General features: G+C 66.2%; 14 protein-coding genes. 7 read left to right on the top strand and 7 right to left on the bottom strand.

Annotation, left to right across the window (positions count from 1 at the left end):
* The first annotated feature begins 8 nt into the window (after positions 1-8).
* The 3 genes from T8S45_RS08170 to tatC are packed head-to-tail and all read left to right on the top strand — an operon-like array spanning position 9 to position 1519.
* Entirely contained in the window at positions 9-260 is a 252-nt protein-coding gene (locus T8S45_RS08170; RefSeq protein WP_188642413.1) for a twin-arginine translocase TatA/TatE family subunit, read from the top strand.
* A gap of 21 nt (positions 261-281) precedes the next feature.
* Entirely contained in the window at positions 282-728 is a 447-nt protein-coding gene (gene tatB / locus T8S45_RS08165; RefSeq protein WP_322293380.1) for a Sec-independent protein translocase protein TatB, read from the top strand.
* On the top strand, positions 728-1519 hold the full coding sequence (gene tatC / locus T8S45_RS08160) for a twin-arginine translocase subunit TatC (protein ID WP_322293379.1): 792 nt from the start codon (positions 728-730) through the stop codon (positions 1517-1519). Before tatB ends, tatC begins: the two co-directional genes overlap by 1 nt.
* A gap of 53 nt (positions 1520-1572) precedes the next feature.
* Here the strand turns inward: tatC and T8S45_RS08155 are convergent, their stop codons facing one another.
* The 4 genes from T8S45_RS08155 to T8S45_RS08140 form a co-directional block, all read right to left on the bottom strand.
* Positions 1573-1785 (bottom strand): hypothetical protein, encoded by a 213-nt coding sequence (locus T8S45_RS08155; RefSeq protein ID WP_188642410.1) that lies wholly within the window; start codon positions 1783-1785, stop codon positions 1573-1575.
* Between the two features lie 273 nt (positions 1786-2058).
* Positions 2059-2277, bottom strand: a complete 219-nt coding sequence (locus tag T8S45_RS08150; RefSeq protein WP_188642409.1) for a hypothetical protein — start codon at positions 2275-2277, stop codon at positions 2059-2061.
* Between the two features lie 209 nt (positions 2278-2486).
* On the bottom strand, positions 2487-4142 hold the full coding sequence (locus tag T8S45_RS08145; protein ID WP_322295207.1) for an amidohydrolase: 1656 nt from the start codon (positions 4140-4142) through the stop codon (positions 2487-2489).
* A 19-nt stretch (positions 4143-4161) separates the two neighbouring features.
* Positions 4162-4716, bottom strand: a complete 555-nt coding sequence (locus T8S45_RS08140; RefSeq protein WP_322293378.1) for an NAD(P)-dependent oxidoreductase — start codon at positions 4714-4716, stop codon at positions 4162-4164.
* Between the two features lie 94 nt (positions 4717-4810).
* Between T8S45_RS08140 and T8S45_RS08135 the strand changes: the two genes are divergently transcribed.
* The 4 genes from T8S45_RS08135 (at position 4811) to T8S45_RS08120 (ending at position 13501) form a co-directional block, all read left to right on the top strand.
* Positions 4811-6055 carry a threonine ammonia-lyase gene (locus T8S45_RS08135; protein WP_322293377.1) on the top strand — a complete coding sequence of 415 codons (1245 nt, stop codon included), beginning with the start codon at positions 4811-4813 and terminating at the stop codon, positions 6053-6055.
* 204 nt (positions 6056-6259) lie between these two features.
* Complete coding sequence (locus T8S45_RS08130) at positions 6260-7108, top strand: arginyltransferase (RefSeq protein WP_322293376.1); 849 nt, start codon at positions 6260-6262, stop codon at positions 7106-7108.
* On the top strand, positions 7080-9338 hold the full coding sequence (locus tag T8S45_RS08125; protein ID WP_322293375.1) for an autotransporter assembly complex protein TamA: 2259 nt from the start codon (positions 7080-7082) through the stop codon (positions 9336-9338). The genes T8S45_RS08130 and T8S45_RS08125 overlap by 29 nt, the downstream gene beginning before the upstream one ends.
* On the top strand, positions 9338-13501 hold the full coding sequence (locus T8S45_RS08120) for a translocation/assembly module TamB domain-containing protein (RefSeq protein WP_322293374.1): 4164 nt from the start codon (positions 9338-9340) through the stop codon (positions 13499-13501). Before T8S45_RS08125 ends, T8S45_RS08120 begins: the two co-directional genes overlap by 1 nt.
* A 36-nt stretch (positions 13502-13537) precedes the next feature.
* Here T8S45_RS08120 and T8S45_RS08115 read toward each other — a convergent pair whose 3' ends face one another.
* The 3 genes from T8S45_RS08115 to T8S45_RS08105 are packed head-to-tail and all read right to left on the bottom strand — an operon-like array spanning position 13538 to position 15805.
* Entirely contained in the window at positions 13538-14119 is a 582-nt protein-coding gene (locus tag T8S45_RS08115; protein ID WP_322293373.1) for a fasciclin domain-containing protein, read from the bottom strand.
* 20 nt (positions 14120-14139) lie between these two features.
* Positions 14140-15126, bottom strand: a complete 987-nt coding sequence (locus T8S45_RS08110) for a hypothetical protein (RefSeq protein ID WP_322293372.1) — start codon at positions 15124-15126, stop codon at positions 14140-14142.
* Between the two features lie 55 nt (positions 15127-15181).
* Entirely contained in the window at positions 15182-15805 is a 624-nt protein-coding gene (locus tag T8S45_RS08105; RefSeq protein WP_322293371.1) for a lysozyme, read from the bottom strand.
* Positions 15806-15878 lie beyond the last annotated feature (73 nt).

Genomic DNA, 15878 nt, shown 5'->3' with positions numbered 1-15878 from the left:
AATTTCCCATGGGCCTCAGCGTCTGGCAGCTTCTTATTATCGCGCTTGTCATCCTCGTCCTGTTCGGGCGCGGCAAGATTTCGGAAATGATGGGCGATTTCGGCAAGGGTGTGAAAAGCTTCAAGGAGGGGATGAGCGACGAGGACAAGCCGTCCGAGCCATCCGAACCCACGCGCCAGATCCCGCCGCCGAGTGCCTCGGATGGCGCTGTTCCGCCGACGCCGACCGAAACCAAGGACGGCAGCAAGGGCGCGCGCTAAACCCGCGAGGCACAAGAGCCCATGTTCGACATCGGCGCCGCCGAAATCCTGATCATCCTGGTCGTCGCGGTCGCGGTGATCGGTCCGAAAGACATGCCTGCTGCCTTGCGACAGGCGGGACGCTGGCTCGGCAAGATACGCCGCATGTCCAACCACGTCCGCTCGGGCATCGACACGATGATCCGCGAGGCGGAAATGGAGGACATGGAGAAGGAGTGGAAGGCGCAGAACGAACGGATCATGCGCGACCATACCGAAGCGACCGAGGACATCGCCGAGTTCGAGCCCATGCATAAGCGCCAGGCGACCGAGGCCGAAGAACCGCAAATGCGGCCGCTGGCAGCTCCGCCCGAAGAAGCGTCGGAGAGCGCCGAGGCGAAGCCCGCGCGCGATCCCGACGACCCACCGCTGCCGTCCGAACTTCCGCAATTGCCGTTTGGCAGGGGCAGCAATGAGGGGCAGGGCTGATGGCGCTGATCAAGGATCTCGACGAAACGCAGGCCCCGCTGGTCGAACACCTCGCCGAATTGCGCACCAGGCTGGTCCGCGCGCTGGTGTTCCTCGGCATAGGCTTCGCCATTTGCCTGCCATTCGCCGATGTGATCTTCGGCTGGCTGGTGCTTCCGCTGCGCAGCGCCTTTGCCGAAGGGCAGGGGCAGCTGATCTTCACCAAGCTCTACGAACAATTCTTCGTCGACATGAAGGTCGCGTTGTTCGCGGGCTTCCTGCTGTCCTTCCCCTTCATCGCGAACCAGCTGTGGGCGTTCGTCGCGCCGGGGCTGTATGCGAAGGAGAAGAAGGCGTTCCTGCCATTCCTGCTCGCGACGCCCGTGCTGTTCCTCTCGGGCGCGTCGCTGGCCTATTTCGTGGTCATGCCCACCGCGTTCAAATGGTTTCTGGGATTCCAGGGCGAGCGCGGCGGGCTGACGGTCGAGGCGCTGCCCGCGGTGGGAGATTACCTTGCGCTCGTTATGCGGTTCATCATCGTGTTCGGCGTCAGCTTCCTGCTGCCGGTTTTCCTCTTGCTGCTGAACCGGGCCGGGATCGTCGAACGCGCGCAGCTCGCGAAGGCGCGGCGCTATGTCATCGTCGGGATCGTGACGGTCGCTGCGATCATCACCCCGCCCGATGTGTTCTCGCAGATCCTGCTCGCGGTGCCGCTGTTCCTCCTGTTCGAAGGATCGCTGGTGTTGATGCGCCTGTCCGAGCGCAAGCGCGATCGGCAGGACGTCGCAGGCCAGCCGGAAACCGACGCCTGACATGAAAACGGGGCCGAATGGCCCCGCGTTCAATTCCAATAGTTCGTCGAGCCTTACGGGCTGACGGGTTCATCGTCATCGTCGGCGATGAGAACGATGCCGACCACGACGGCGGCAACGATCAGCGCGGAAATGAGGAAGCTACCACCGAAGACCTGTTCGCTGTCTTCGGCCGGAGCCGAGGCGCGATCGGCCTGCGCGGCGATCGGCGACGCGATCAGCATGGAAGCCGAGGCGCCGGCGATGAGTGTCTTTTTGATATTCATATTCCCTCCTGCGAGTGCGGATTCACTATTCCAACGGAGCGACCCGCGGGAACGTTCCAAGTGCGCGATCAACCGTTCCTGATGAACGACGACCGCCAGTAAAAGCCTGAATAATACCGAAAATACCAATTATCGGGCTCAGGCCAACATTTGCGCGACAATATGGACGGCGTCAACCGGTCGAAGTCTGACTTTCGGGGGTGATGTGCCTACAATGCAGACAAAAAAAGCGGGGCACGAAGGCCCCGCTTTCGAATTCGTTTAGCTTCGGTCTTACGGGCTGACCGGCGTGTCGTCGTCGTTGTCGGCGAGCACGAAGATGCCGGCGCCGAACGCGACGATCGCGAGAATGAGGAGAAGGCTCGACGAACCGAAGCCCGCTTCCGCTTCTTCCGCGGGTGCGGCGGTGCGGCTGGCATCGGCCTGCGCCAGAACCGGCGTGGTCGTGAGAGTCAGCGCTGCAGCGGCAGCGGCGAAAGTACGGATATTCATTCTTAAAGTCTCCTTTGAGCTCTTTCGATTTGGGGCTCTATGCGATTCGAACCCTCAAGACAAGCCTTCTGTTTCAATTTCGCGCTACATTTCAGCCCAATCTTCGAACTGTTGCCGATTTGCAGCGTTCCTTCCCGCGCGGACCCATGGATCGCACATCCATGCGCTAGGCGGGAATGGTTTCCATTAAGTTACGTTCCCATACCGTTTTAATCGGCTTCGCGATAGACCCTCCGGCCACCGATCCAGGTTTCCAGCACGCGCGTCTCGCGCAGTTGGCTGGGAGAGGCCATGGTCGGGTCGCGATCGACGAACAGGAAATCGGCACGCATGCCGGGCGCGATGCGCCCGAGTCGATCTTCGGCGAATGCGGCATAGGCGGCACCGGTGGTGAAGGCCGCAAGCGCCTGTTCGAAATTGATCGCTTCCTCGCTCCTCCAGCCGCCATAGGGCTCGCCTTCTGAGTTCTGGCGCGAGACCGCGACCGCGAGGCCGGCGAAGGCATCGGCCGGTTCGACCGGCGCGTCCGACCCGAAGGCGAGGTGGCCGCCATTCTCGCGGATCGTATCCCAGGCATAGGCACCCTCGAGCCGGGCGGGATCGAGTCGCGCCTCGGCCATGAACATGTCTGATGTCTGGTGGAGCGGCTGCATCGAGGCGATGACCCCGAGCTGTCCGAATCGCGCCAGGTCCTGCGGCGCGACGATCTGCGCATGTTCGATGCGCCAGCGGCGATCGCCCTCGTAGGTTTCGTCGAGATCGTCGATCGCGTTGAGGACTTCGGCATTGGCGGCGTCGCCGATGGCGTGGATCGCCAGCTGGAAATTGTTGAGCGAGGCGCGGCTCATCATGTTGCGCAATTGCGCGGGTGTCGCGAGCGGCAGTCCGGTCTGGTCGCGTGCGTCGGCATAGGGCTCCTTCAACCATGCCCCACGCGATCCGAGCGCACCGTCGAGATAGAGCTTCACACCTGCCATGTGCAGGCGATCGCCATACAGCCAGCGGGTCGGTCCGGGGCCACCGATCAGCGACATGTTGTCGATCCCTGCGGCGTAGCTCACGATCCGGATGTCGAGCGCGCCGCTATCGCCGGCACGGCGAAAGCTCTGCCAGTCCTCGATCGTGGTCCCCATATCGGCGACCGCGACGATACCGTTGCGCACGAGGATCTTCTGCGCGGCCTGCAGCGCAAGGTCGCGATCGACCGGGCGCGGCGGCAGGACCACCTTTTGCACGAGGTCCATCGCCGCATCGACGAACACGCCCGAGGGCGTGCGAGTCCCCGGCAGCCGTTCGATCCGGCCGCCCGAGGGCGATTGGGTCGAGGCGGTCACGCCCGCCAGTTCGAGCGCCTTGCTGTTCGCCCAGGCGGCGTGGCCGTCGACCCGTTCGAGCCATACGGGGCGATCGCCTACCACCGCGTCGAGCTCGGCTGCGGTCGGGAAGCGACCCAGGCCCCAGATTTCCTGGTTCCAGCCGCGACCGAGGATCCAGGGACGGTCGGGAAACTCCTCGGCATAGGCCGCGATCAGCGCCTGCGCTTCCTCGAGCGACTTGGTCTGCGACAGGTCGAGGGTCAGCGCGCCGAAGCCGATGCCCATCACGTGAACGTGTGCGTCGAACAGGCCGGGCATCATCACGCGGCCCCGGCCATCCTCGCGAAAATCGACGTCGCGCGGCAATTCCTCGCCGCGCTGGAAGACCTGCTTGATCCGGCCATCGTCACCGACGAGCAAGGCGACGAAGCGCTGGATCTTGCCTTCTTCGTCGAGAGTGATGCCCTGGACGTCGTCGAACAGCGTGTCGGCGTGTGCCGCCGTACCCGTCATTCCGAGCGCCAGCGCAGCCAGCGCGACCCGAATCATCTTCACCTTTTCACTCCCATCAAACTTGTTCCTGGTTCGCCATCGCGGCTGCCTGTCCGGATCCTGCCGGGCCGGCGTGGATGATGCGCGCGGCATAGACATCCATGATCGGACGGGCGAGGGCGAGCGCTTCTTCGCTGCCGTCGCATGCGATCGCAAGCGTGCCCTTCTCGACCTCCGCCCGACCGCAGGCGACAGGCGCATCGACAAGGTGAACGCAATGAGCCGAACCATCCCGCGCCAAAAGCCGCACAAGGCTGACTGGACCAGCCGTGTGGTCGATCAGCACTGCATCCTTGCCCATAGCGGCCAGCGCGCCGTCCTCGCCGAGGAACATCGCCTCGATATCCTCGTCGCGGTCGAGGCAGGCGATCACCCCATCGGCGCCTTCGGCCCCGCTGGCAGGCGTCGGAACGCGGATCGCGCCGCTGTCATCGGAGGCAATCCAGGCATCGGCGCGGTCGTCGCTACGATCGTAGACGATCACTTCGTGGCCGGCGGCGGCAAGCCGGCGCGCGATGGCGCCGCCGATCGGGCCGAGCCCGAGGAAAAAGATGCGCTTTCCGTCTCCCATGCGGCGAGGCTTTGCATGCGCCCGGCGGTACTTGCAAGCGATGCGGCCCGATCATGCGTTGGCGCGGGCGGGGCTTTGCGCTACCCGCGCTGCCATGGGAGACGATAAAACACATGAGGGGCTGAGCCTCGAGACGATCCGCGCGGCCGCCGAGCGGATCGAGGGGCAGGTCGTCCGTACGCCGACCCGGCATTCGCGCACGCTCAGCGAAATCACCGGCGCGAATATCTGGCTCAAGTTCGAGAACCTCCAATTTACCGCGAGCTACAAGGAGCGCGGCGCATTGAACGCGCTGCTGCAGCTCGATCCGGCGGATGCCAAACGCGGGGTGATCGCGGCCTCGGCGGGCAATCACTCGCAGGGTTTGAGCTATCACGGCACCCGGCAGGACATTCCCGTCACGATCGTGATGCCGAAATCGACCCCGACGATTAAGATCCGCCAGACCGAGATGGTCGGCGGCAAGGTCGAGCTGTTCGGCGAGACCTTCGACGAAGCCTACGCCCATGCGCGCGAACTCGAACGCGAACGCGGGCTGACCTTCGTTCATCCTTTCGACGATCCACAGGTCGCCTCGGGACAGGGCACGGTCGCGCTCGAAATGCTCGAGGACGCGCCCGAGCTCGACATGCTCGCGATCCCCATCGGCGGCGGCGGTTTGTCCTCGGGCATGGGCACGGCGGCCAAGGCCTTGCGGCCGGAGATCGAGGTGATCGGGGTCGAGGCGCAACTCTATCCCGCGCTCTACAACACGCTCAACGGCACCGACCTACCGATCGGGGGGGATTCGATCGCCGAAGGCATCGCGGTCAAGGAACCGGGACATTTCACCCGCGAGGTGCTGCGCGATCTGCTCGACGACCTGCTGCTGGTCGACGAGGGGCATATCGAAAGCGCGATCGCGCTGCTGCTGACGATCGAGAAAACCGTGGCCGAAGGCGCCGGGGCGAGCGGCCTGGCAGCCGTCCTGCAACATCGCGAGAAGTTCGCCGGGCGCAATGTCGGCATCCCGCTCTGCGGCGGCAATATCGATACACGCCTGCTCGCCAACGTGCTCTTGCGCGACCTTGCGCGGAGCGGGCGATATGCGCGATTGCGGATCATGCTGATCGACCGGCCCGGCGCGCTCTACCAGGTGATGAAGCTGTTTGCCGAGCGCAACGTCAACATCATCGAGGTGATCCACCACCGCGTCTTCACCTCGCTGCCGGCGAAGGATTCGATGACCGATATCGAGTGCGAGGCGCGCGACGCCGAACAGCTCGACGCGCTGGTCGCGAGTCTACGGGAGGCGGGCTATTCGGTGAGCCGGGTGGAGATCGACCAGAGGACCGATTGATCCCTGCACCGGGAGTGCGCCGGTCGGGTTCCGTCCAGCTTCGGCACGGTTTGGCTCGCCGCCCTCGATCCCACCCGCAATTCTTGCCGATTTGAAAATTTTCGTGGTTAATCCCCTTTAAACACTCCATGTTGGACGACATAAACGTCGTCGAGCGCGGGGCTCGCCCCGCCGCCGGATTGACTGGAAGAGGTGCCCCGAACCGTGACCGCCCCCGTTCGCTTTCCCCGTTTCTACGTGACGAGCCCCGCGCCCTGTCCGTACCTGCCGGGAAAGACCGAGCGGAAGGTGTTCACCGAATTGTCGGGGCCGAATTCGGATGCGCTTAACGAAGCACTCGGCCGGATCGGTTTCCGTCGCAGCCAGACGGTCGCCTATCGTCCCTCCTGCCTCGATTGCCGGGCCTGCGTCTCGGTTCGCGTGGTGGCCGAACAGTTCAAGCCGTCCACGAGCCAGAAACGCAATATCAAGCGCAATGCCGACCTCGTGGCGAGCGAGTGCCGCCCGTGGGCGACTGCCGAACAATTCGAACTCCTGCGCAAGTATCTCTCCGCGCGCCATCCGGGCGGCGGGATGAATGAGATGGACGAAGTCGATTTTGCCGATATGGTGGAGCATACGCCGGTAACCAGTTGTGTTATCGAATATCGCGAGCCGGGTGACGGGGTCGAACCTGGCAAGCTCGTGGGCTGTTGCCTGACCGACAGGCAGGGCGACGGGCTCTCGATGATCTACAGTTTCTACGACCCCGAATGTGAAGATCGCAGCGGGCTTGGAAATTACATCATCCTCGATCACATCCAGCGCGCCGCCTCGCAGGGGCTCGGATACGTGTATCTCGGATACTGGGTCGAAGGCGCACCCCGGATGCAGTACAAGGTCCGCTTCCGCCCGCTCGAACTGCTTGGTCCCAATGGCTGGGAACCGATGGCCCCCACCCGCCAGGCCGAGCTCATCGCCGAAGCCTGCAAGCCGCACGGCGACGGATTCATGTTCGGTGGCAAGGACAAGGACGGCGTCGCAGGTGGCGCGCCCATTCACGCGGACGCCTGACCGGTTCCGAACCAATTGGCTGGCGGCGGCGCTGTTCGCGCTGGGCTTCGCCGCGACCCCTCTGCAGGCGCAGGATCGCGACACAGAGGACGAACTCGAAGCGCTGATCCCCGACAGTGCGATCGACAATCCGGAAGAATGGGCCGAGGCGGAAGAGTCCGGCGAGGAAATCGACGGCGAGCGGGTCGACCCAGAAGCGCCGCTGCCCGAGATGAACCTGTCGGTCGAGTGGCCCGAACCGCCGTTCGAACTCGCCCGCCCGGACCCGATCGAACCCGATCCCGAACTCGCTGCCGCCTTCGAAGAAGCTCAGGCGGACACAATCGTCGAACCGCTGGTCGCGAGCGGGGAGGAGTTCGCGATCAACGACACGCTGACGCTCGTCTTCCCGACCGGCGGCGACCGATTCCCGGAAGGCACCGAATTCCTCGAGCGGTTTCGTGCGCTGTCCTCGATCGTCGAGCTCGACAGCGACGATTCGACCATCGCCCAGCTGAATGCGCGCGCGGCGAACGACCGTGAACTGCTCGACGACCTGCTGCGCATTTACGGCTATTACGACGCCCAGATCTTCCGCACCGTCGCCGCCGCGCCGATTGGCGATCCGGCCGGGGAGGGCGCGAGAATCCGGTTCGATATCGTCCCGGGACAGCAATACCTTTTTGGGGCGATCGACTTTGGCGATCTCGCGGAGACCGGGAGCGATTACCCCCACCTTCGAGCAAGCTTCGGCGTGCGCCGCGAGGACAGCTCCGACGAGATCACCCCTCGCGAGGAGCGCCGGTTGCGTGACGGGCTCGTCTCGATCGACGAACTCGATCCGTTGGAAGTCGGCGATGCGGTCAAGAGCGACGATATCGTCTACGCAGTCGCCGGGCTCACCTACGAACTCGGCGAGAGCGGCTACGCCTTCGCCGATGTCGGCGAACCTTCGCTGCTGATCGATCACGAGCGGGTCGAGGGCGATCTGACCGTGCCGGTCGCACCGGGGGGCAAGTACAATTTCGCCGGGGTCAATTCGAACCGCGAGGATTTCCTCTCGAGCCGCCACCTCCAGCGAATCGCGCGCTTCGATCCGGGCGAGCTCTTTATGCGCTCCGACGTCCAGGACCTGCGCCAGGCGATCCTGGCCACCGGGCTGGTTTCTTCGGTCACCGTGACCCCCCGCGAAACCGCCGCCCCGCAGGGCGAGGCACCGGGCGAGGTCGTGCTCGATGTCGAGATGACCGAAGCGCCGCTGCGCACCTGGGCGGGGGCGATCGGTTACGACAGCCAGGACGGTTTCAGGCTCGAAGGCAGCTGGGAGCATCGCAACCTGTTTCCGCCCGAAGGCATGCTGCGCGTGCGCGGAGTGGCGGGGACCCGCGAGCAGCTCGCCGGGGTGCTGTTCCGCAAGAACAATTTCATGGGCCGGGACCAGGTTCTCTCGATCGATCTCTACGGGACCACGATCGAGCGCGACGCCTTCGAGGCCACCACCGCCGCGCTGCTCGCGCGGTTCGAGAAGGAGACCACGCTGCTGTTCCAGAAGCCGTGGTACTGGTCGGTCGGGTTCGAGGCGGTCGCCACCAGCGAGCGCGAAGGCTCGCTCACCGGACCAACCATGGCTCCGCGCGAAACCTATTTCGTCGCGGCACTGCCGCTGTCCGCCACGCTCGACAGTTCGGACAATCTGCTCGATCCGACCACCGGCTTCCGCCTGAGCGCATTCGTCTCGCCCGAAACCTCGCGCAATGATGGCGTGCAGTCGAACTATGCGCGGATGTGGCTCGATGGACGGGCCTATTTCTCGCTGTCCGACAATATCGTGCTCGCGGGCCGCGCCAAGTTCGGCTCCATCCCCGGCGCCGACATCCAATCTATAGCGCCCTCGCGACGCTTCTATGCCGGCGGGGCGAATTCGGTGCGCGGCTATGGCTACCAGCGGATCGGGCCCCGCGACATGCTCGGCGAACCCTCGGGCGGGCGCTCGCTGACCGAGATCAACCTCGAGGCACGGATCGGGACGCCGCTTTTCTCCGGCGCGCTGTCGGTGGTGCCCTTCGTCGACGCCGGCTCGGTCGACCGCGGCGCAACCCCCGATTTCAGCGACATCCGCATCGGGGCGGGCGTCGGCGTGCGCTACGAAACCAATTTCGGACCGATCAGGGTCGATGTCGGCGTGCCGCTCAACCGGCGCGAAGGCGACAGCCCGGTCGCGGTCTATGTCGGGCTGGGCCAGGCGTTCTGATGGCGGCGCGGAAACTCCCCATCCCGGCGCGGGTCGCGAAGTGGATAGTGGTCACGCTCGGCGCGCTCGTCCTCGCCGTCCTCGCCGCGTTGGCGGTGCTCAATTCGCCCTTCGGACAGCGCTTCGTGGCAGATCGTATCGCCGAGATCGCGCCCGCTTCGGGGCTCCAGATCGAGATCGGCCGGATCGATGGCGACCTCTACGGCGAGGCCACCCTGCACGACGTCGTCCTGTCCGATCCCAAAGGCAAGTTCCTCGAAATCCCGCTGGTCGAGCTCGACTGGCGACCCTTCAGCTGGTTCACCAGCGGCCTCGATGTGCGCAAGCTCGTCGCCTATCGCGGCACCTTCCTGCGCTCGCCCGAGCTCCTGCCCGGTGACGAGGACGCGCCGATCCTGCCCGATTTCGATATCCGGGTGGACCGGCTCGAACTGGTCGATTTCACCGCCGCCGCAGGGGTGATCGGAAGCGAGAGCCAGGTCGTCAACGCGGTGCTGAAGGCCGACATTCGCGACGGGCGCGCCTATGTCGATGCACGCGCCGATATCAGCGGCGAAGACAATCTCGCCTTCCTGCTCGACAGCGAACCCGATGCGGACCGTTACAACCTCCGGCTCGACTACAATGCTCCGGCGGGCGGCTTCCTCGCCGGGCTGGCGGGGGCGCGCGAGGACTTGCGGGTGCAGGTATTCGGCGACGGTACGTGGGAGCGCTGGACCGGCGGGATCTACGCGACCCAGGCCGACGAGCGGCTGGCCGCGATCAGGTTCACCAAACAGGGCGAGACCTACGAACTTCTCGGCCAGGTCGATCCGCGCGACAATCTCACCGGGTTGCCCTCGCGCGCACTCGGCCGCACGGTCAGCCTGCGCGCGGTCGGTTCGCTCGCCGACAGCGTGCTCGAGGGCAGTGCGCAGATCGCCGGCGCAGCAGTGCGGGGGGTGGCCGAAGGCGCGATCGACCTCGCCGACAACCGGTTCGACGATCTTGCACTCGATGCCAGGCTGACCGATCCCAACCTGTTGTCCGACAGTGTCGCGTTCGAGGACACGATCCTGTCCGCGACGTTCGACGGTGCGTTTCGCGATCTCGAGATCGAGCATGCGCTCTCGGTCGGACGGATCGCTGCGGGCGATTACGTGCTCGACGGGCTGACCCAGTCGGGGACGGCGACGTGGGACGGGACCCGCGTGGTCGTACCGCTCGAAGCGCGCGCCCAGCGGATCGTGACCGGGCTCGCGCAGGTCGATCCACGGCTCGATCCGGTCGTAGCTGCGGGTACGCTCACCTATACCGGCGGTCGCCTGCTGTCCGATGATCTCGCATTGCGCGCACCGGGGCTCTCCGCGGACCTGCAACTGCGCGGCGATATCGGCAGCGGTACCTATCGCCTGACGGGGCCGGCGCGCGCGAACGGCCTGGCGATCGACAATATCGGGCGTGCGGGCGGCCGTGCCCGGATCGACCTGCAGATCGGCGGCGCCCGCGCATGGACGCTGTCCGCCACGCTCGACGGGGCGATCACCGAAGTCGCCAATGCGACGCTCGCGAACCTCGCCGGGCCTCGGCTCGATTTCGACGGCAACGTCCGCCTCGGCGCAGGCCTGCCGATCCTGTTCGACGATTTCGCACTCAAGGGTGAGAAGCTTTCGCTGACGGCCTCCGGTCGGCGATTGGCGAACGGAAACACCGAACTCGCGGGCGACGGCCGCCACGTCCAGTACGGACCCTTCACCTTCGATGCACGGCTCGACGACGCGGGACCGGTGGCCGAGCTGGTCTTCGCCGATCCGTTGCCCGCCGCCGGTCTGAAGGACGTCCGAGTGGCGCTTTCGCCGATCGAGGACGGGTTCGATATCCAGACCAGCGGCAATTCGCTGCTCGGACCGTTCAGCGGCGACCTCGATCTCTTTGCACCCGAGGGTGGGCCGCTGCGGATCGAAGTCGCTGAGCTCACCGTCGCCGACACGCGTGGCGAGGGCACGGTGGAGATCGAGGACGGGATCGCGCGGGGCATGATCGGGCTGACCGGCGGCGGGCTCACCGGCAATATCCAGCTCTTGCCGCTCGAGGGCAATCAGAGCTTCAGTGCGAACCTGCGCGCCGCCAATGCGAGTTTCGGCGGCGAAACCCCCGTGCGGATCGCGCGCGGCACGGTCGAGGCGCGTGGAGTCCTCGCCGAGGGCGCTTCCTCGATCGATGCCGAGATCGACCTCGCCGGCGTATCGCGCGGCAATCTGTTCCTCGGCCGGGCCGAGGCGGACGTGGCGTTGCGCAACGGGCGCGGCAGCGTGACCGGGCTCGTCGCCGGGCGGCGCGGCAGTCGTTTCGCGCTCAATTTCGACGGTCGCGTCGCGCCCGAGAGGATCGCACTCGCGCTGCAGGGCACTTATGCCGGTCGCCGCATCGCGATGCCGCGGCGCGCGGTGCTCAATCGCCTCGATGGTGGCGGCTGGGAGCTCGAGCGGTCGCAGATTTCCTATGCCGGGGGTAGCGTGATCGCCTCGGGCCGCTTCGGTGCCGCGAACGGAACCCGGCTCGATCTCGCGCTAGACGAACTCCCGCTCAACATCACCGATATCGCAGTCGCCGATCTCGGGCTCGGCGGGCAGATCTCGGGGCTCGTCAATTACGAGGTCGGCCCGAACGGGATCCCGGTCGGCAACGCGAGGGTGAAGGTCGAGGGGCTGAGCCGCGCCGGCCTCGTCGTCACCTCGCGCCCGATCGATCTCTTCCTGGCGGCGGACCTTTCGCCGACGCGGCTCGAGACGCGTGCGCTGATCCGCGAAGACGGCCGCACGCGTGGGCGGCTGCAGGGGCGGATCGCGAACCTGCCGGGCAGTGGCAACCTGCCCGATCGCCTGCAACGCGGCGCGCTCGATGCGCAGTTGCGCTACAACGGACCGGCTTCGGCGCTGTGGCGGCTGATCGCGGTCGAACTGTTCGACCTCACCGGCCCGCTCGAAGTCGCCGCGAACTTCTCCGGCAGTCTGCGCGATCCTTCAATCGCCGGGTCGCTCGCCAGCGACGACCTGCGGCTGCAGAGCGCGCTGACCGGGACCGATGTCGATTCGATCCGGGTGCGCGGTCGCTTCGCCGGCGCGCGGCTGCGGATCGGGCGGTTCTCGGGGCGTGCGCCCAATGGCGGCACGGTCAGCGGGTCGGGCTTCATCGACCTGTCGGGTCTCGGCGAGCGGCTGCCGACGATTGACCTCAAGCTTGCCGCCGACAATGCCCGGCTGCTCGAACGCGACGATCTCGGTGCGACCGTCACCGGCCCCCTGCGCGTGGTGTCCGACGGCAATGGCGGGACCATTGCGGGCCGGTTGCGGATCGACCGGGCACGCTGGCAACTCGGGGCCGGGCCGGCGCGCGAACGCCTGCCACAGATCGCCACGCGCGAGATCAATGGGCGCGCCGATATCGCCCCGCCGCGCCGCCGTTCGGGCCCGTGGCGTTATTTGATCGACGCGGTGGCCGACAACCAGATCGAGGTGCGCGGGCTCGGCCTCGACAGCGAATGGGCCGCCAATATCCGCCTGCGCGGGACCGTCGACGCGCCGCAGATCTACCGCCAGGCGACTCTGGTGCGCGGGACCTATTCGTTCGCCGGCGCGCGGTTCGAGCTGCGCGAGACCAGCCGGATCGACTTCACCGGCAGCAATCCACCCAATCCCAGGCTCAGCATCGTCGCCGAGAACGATGGCGGCGCGGTCGATGCCACCGTCTCGATCACCGGCACCGCGCAGAGCCCGCAGATCGCGTTCTCCTCGCCCAGCGGGCTGTCGGACGAGGAAGTCCTGTCGCGGCTGCTGTTCGGCGACTCGGTGACCGACATCTCGGCCCCCGAAGCGCTCCAGCTGGGTGCGGCGCTGGCGAGCCTGCGCGGCGGCGGCGGGCTCGATCCGATCAACTCGCTGCGCAGCGCGATCGGGCTCGATCGCCTGCGCGTGGTCGGCTCGGACCCGACGATCGGGCGCGGCACGGCGGTCGCGGTGGGCAAGTATTTCGGCGATCGCTTCTACGCCGAGCTGATCACCGACGGACGCGGTTACAGCGCCACCGAGCTCGAGTTCCGGATCACCAGCTGGCTCTCGCTGCTGGCTTCGATCTCGACCATTTCGGGCCAGAGCCTGAACCTCGAAGCGCGCCGCGACTACTAGCCACGACGCGCTTCACTGGTGCGTTCGGTTCGGTGGTCAGCGGCTGGCGGTGGTGGCCGTCGGAAGCCGCCGCAGGATGCCGTCGACCGGGATCAGCACGCCGTTATTGGCCTCGACCGCGCGATCGACCAGCAGGCGGACTTGCGCTCCGTCAGGGCCGCGTGCGACGAGCGTGTCGCCGTCCATCCTGAAAGTCACCGGGTCGCTGCCGACGCTGGCCATCTCGACTTCGCCGTCCTCGTCGTCCGCCAACGCGGTGCGCAGGTCGTCGGGCCGCAGGTGCCCGGGGACGATATGATTGCGCAGCAGGGCGATCATGGGCGCGGTGTCGCCATCGGGCGTGAGCTGTTCGGCCGCATCGCCCAGTTCGGCGAAGGCGTCATCGGTCGGCGCCAGCACCGTATAGGCGCTGGACCCGTCGAACACCGACGCGAGGTTCGCCTCGGTGATGACGCCAGCCACGGTCGACAGGCCGTCCGCCTGGCTGATCGACGCGGTCAGCGTCTGGTCGGCGGTGTTCTCGGTTGCGGGTGCGGCTTCGCCGTCCTCGACGCGCTCGCACCCGCCGAGGGCGAGCGCGGTCGCGGCGATCGACGCCAGCCAGATCGTGTTCTTCATGGTCTTTTCTCCCCTTCCGCTCAGGTCAGCAATTCGATCGCCGCGGCGACGAGCCGGGTTTCGGGATCGACCTGATAGATATAGCCGTCGCTGTAGCGGTACTGCGCGTCGGGACGATCGTAATAACGATCGCGATAGCCCATCGGCACGTTGTAGACGTCGTAGCCCGCCGGCATCGGCTGGCCGACGGTGATGTCGTCGCCGGTGATCAACGCGGCAATCGAGGTGATCGCGGCGGTTTCGGGATCGAGCCGGTACAGCGTGTTGTCGTAATAGCGGTAATCGTCGCCCAGATTGTAATAGGAACGATAATAGCTGGGCACGCGCGAGACGCCGAAATCTCCGGGCCAGGGCTGGCCGATCGACAGCGCGCCGCCGAGCAGCGGGATGTAGCCCGAAATGCCGCTGTCACCGTAACGGACCATGTATCCGTCGCGATAGCGGTAATCGTTGCCCGATAGGCCGAACCAGCCGGCATCGTAGTTGCGCTTTTTCGCTTGGCCGGGAGGCAGGCAGCCGTTGCGTTTCTTGGCAAGGCCCGGGGGACACCCGTTGATCAGACCCGGATTGCCGTCGCGATCGCGGGCGAAGAAGGGGCCGTCATTGTCGCGATAGCGATCGTCGGTGCGATAGTAATCGCGATCGCGGCCGCGATAGTCGCGGTCGGCAGTGCGATAGGCCCGTGCGTCGGCATTGCCATTGCCGCGCGCACCGGCATTGCCGTTGCCGCGCGCCTGTACCGGCGGACCGCCGCGGCGATCGGCCTTCGCCTGGCCGTTACCGTTGCCGTTGCCGCGCTGCTGCGCGCGCGCCTCCATCGAGGGCCCGCCACGGCGATCGGCCTTGGCATTGCCCTTTCCGTTGCCGTTGCCGCCCCCGCGCTGTTCGGCCTGGGCGTTTCCGTTTCCGTTGCCATTGCCACGTCCCTGCGCGTCTGCGGGGAGCGAGTAGGCGGTTGTCATGGCGGCGATCGCGAGCGTCGCCGTTCCGATCAGTATCTTGCGCATTTCGAACTCCTTTGCCCGCTTCAACGGCAGGTTCGGGCCCAAGGTTCCGACGCCCTTAACATTTGCGATAAAGCGAAACCTCATCGCGACGCCTGTCGACGAGGCCTTTGAGCGGGCGGCGATCGTTGTAGATCCAGCGCCCGAACTCGCGTTCCGCCGCGACGAAATCGCCGGCGCGGTGGCGCTTTGTCAGCGTGGCGCGGCGGATCGCCCCGGTGTTGTAGTGGAAGCTCACCAGCGCATCGAACTGCGCCTGCGTGGTGGGAGCATCTCCCAGCGCGCGCTCGACCTCCGCCGCGTAACGCACGAGATCGGCATCGAAGCGCCGGTCGCATTGCTCCCGCGTCCACACCGTCCCGCGGGCGATTCCCGTCCCGGTCGATCCCCAGCCGATCGTCCAGGGGTGGCCATCCGCACTGCCGGGGTCGGGATAGGCTTCGACGCGCCCGTCGGCGCGCTGCCGGTGGCACCCCTCCCACTTGCGGATCAGCGCACGGCCTTCCGCGCCGAGCCGGAGGCGTCGCGGCCGGTCTTGCCCCGGCTGCACCAGCGGCGCAGGGCGTCCCGCGATCGCCCCGGTCGCGCGATCGATCGCCGCGTCTATCCGGTCAACCTCGTACTGCCGGAACCCCCGCCCGAGCAGTTCGCGGACACAGTCGAATATCGGCTGGCGGTTCATGGCTGGGGCTCTCCTCGTTCACGATGGAAAGCCGGACCATGTAAGCGATTTCGGCGAAGTAGGAAAACGGCGA

Origin of the sequence: Pseudoblastomonas marina (assembly GCF_034374265.1) — a bacterium.
In the GTDB taxonomy this organism is placed as follows: Bacteria; Pseudomonadota; Alphaproteobacteria; order Sphingomonadales; family Sphingomonadaceae; genus Alteriqipengyuania_A; species Alteriqipengyuania_A marina.
The sequence above is the reverse complement of the archived record's forward strand: the minus strand, read 5'-3'. Positions and strand labels throughout refer to the sequence as shown.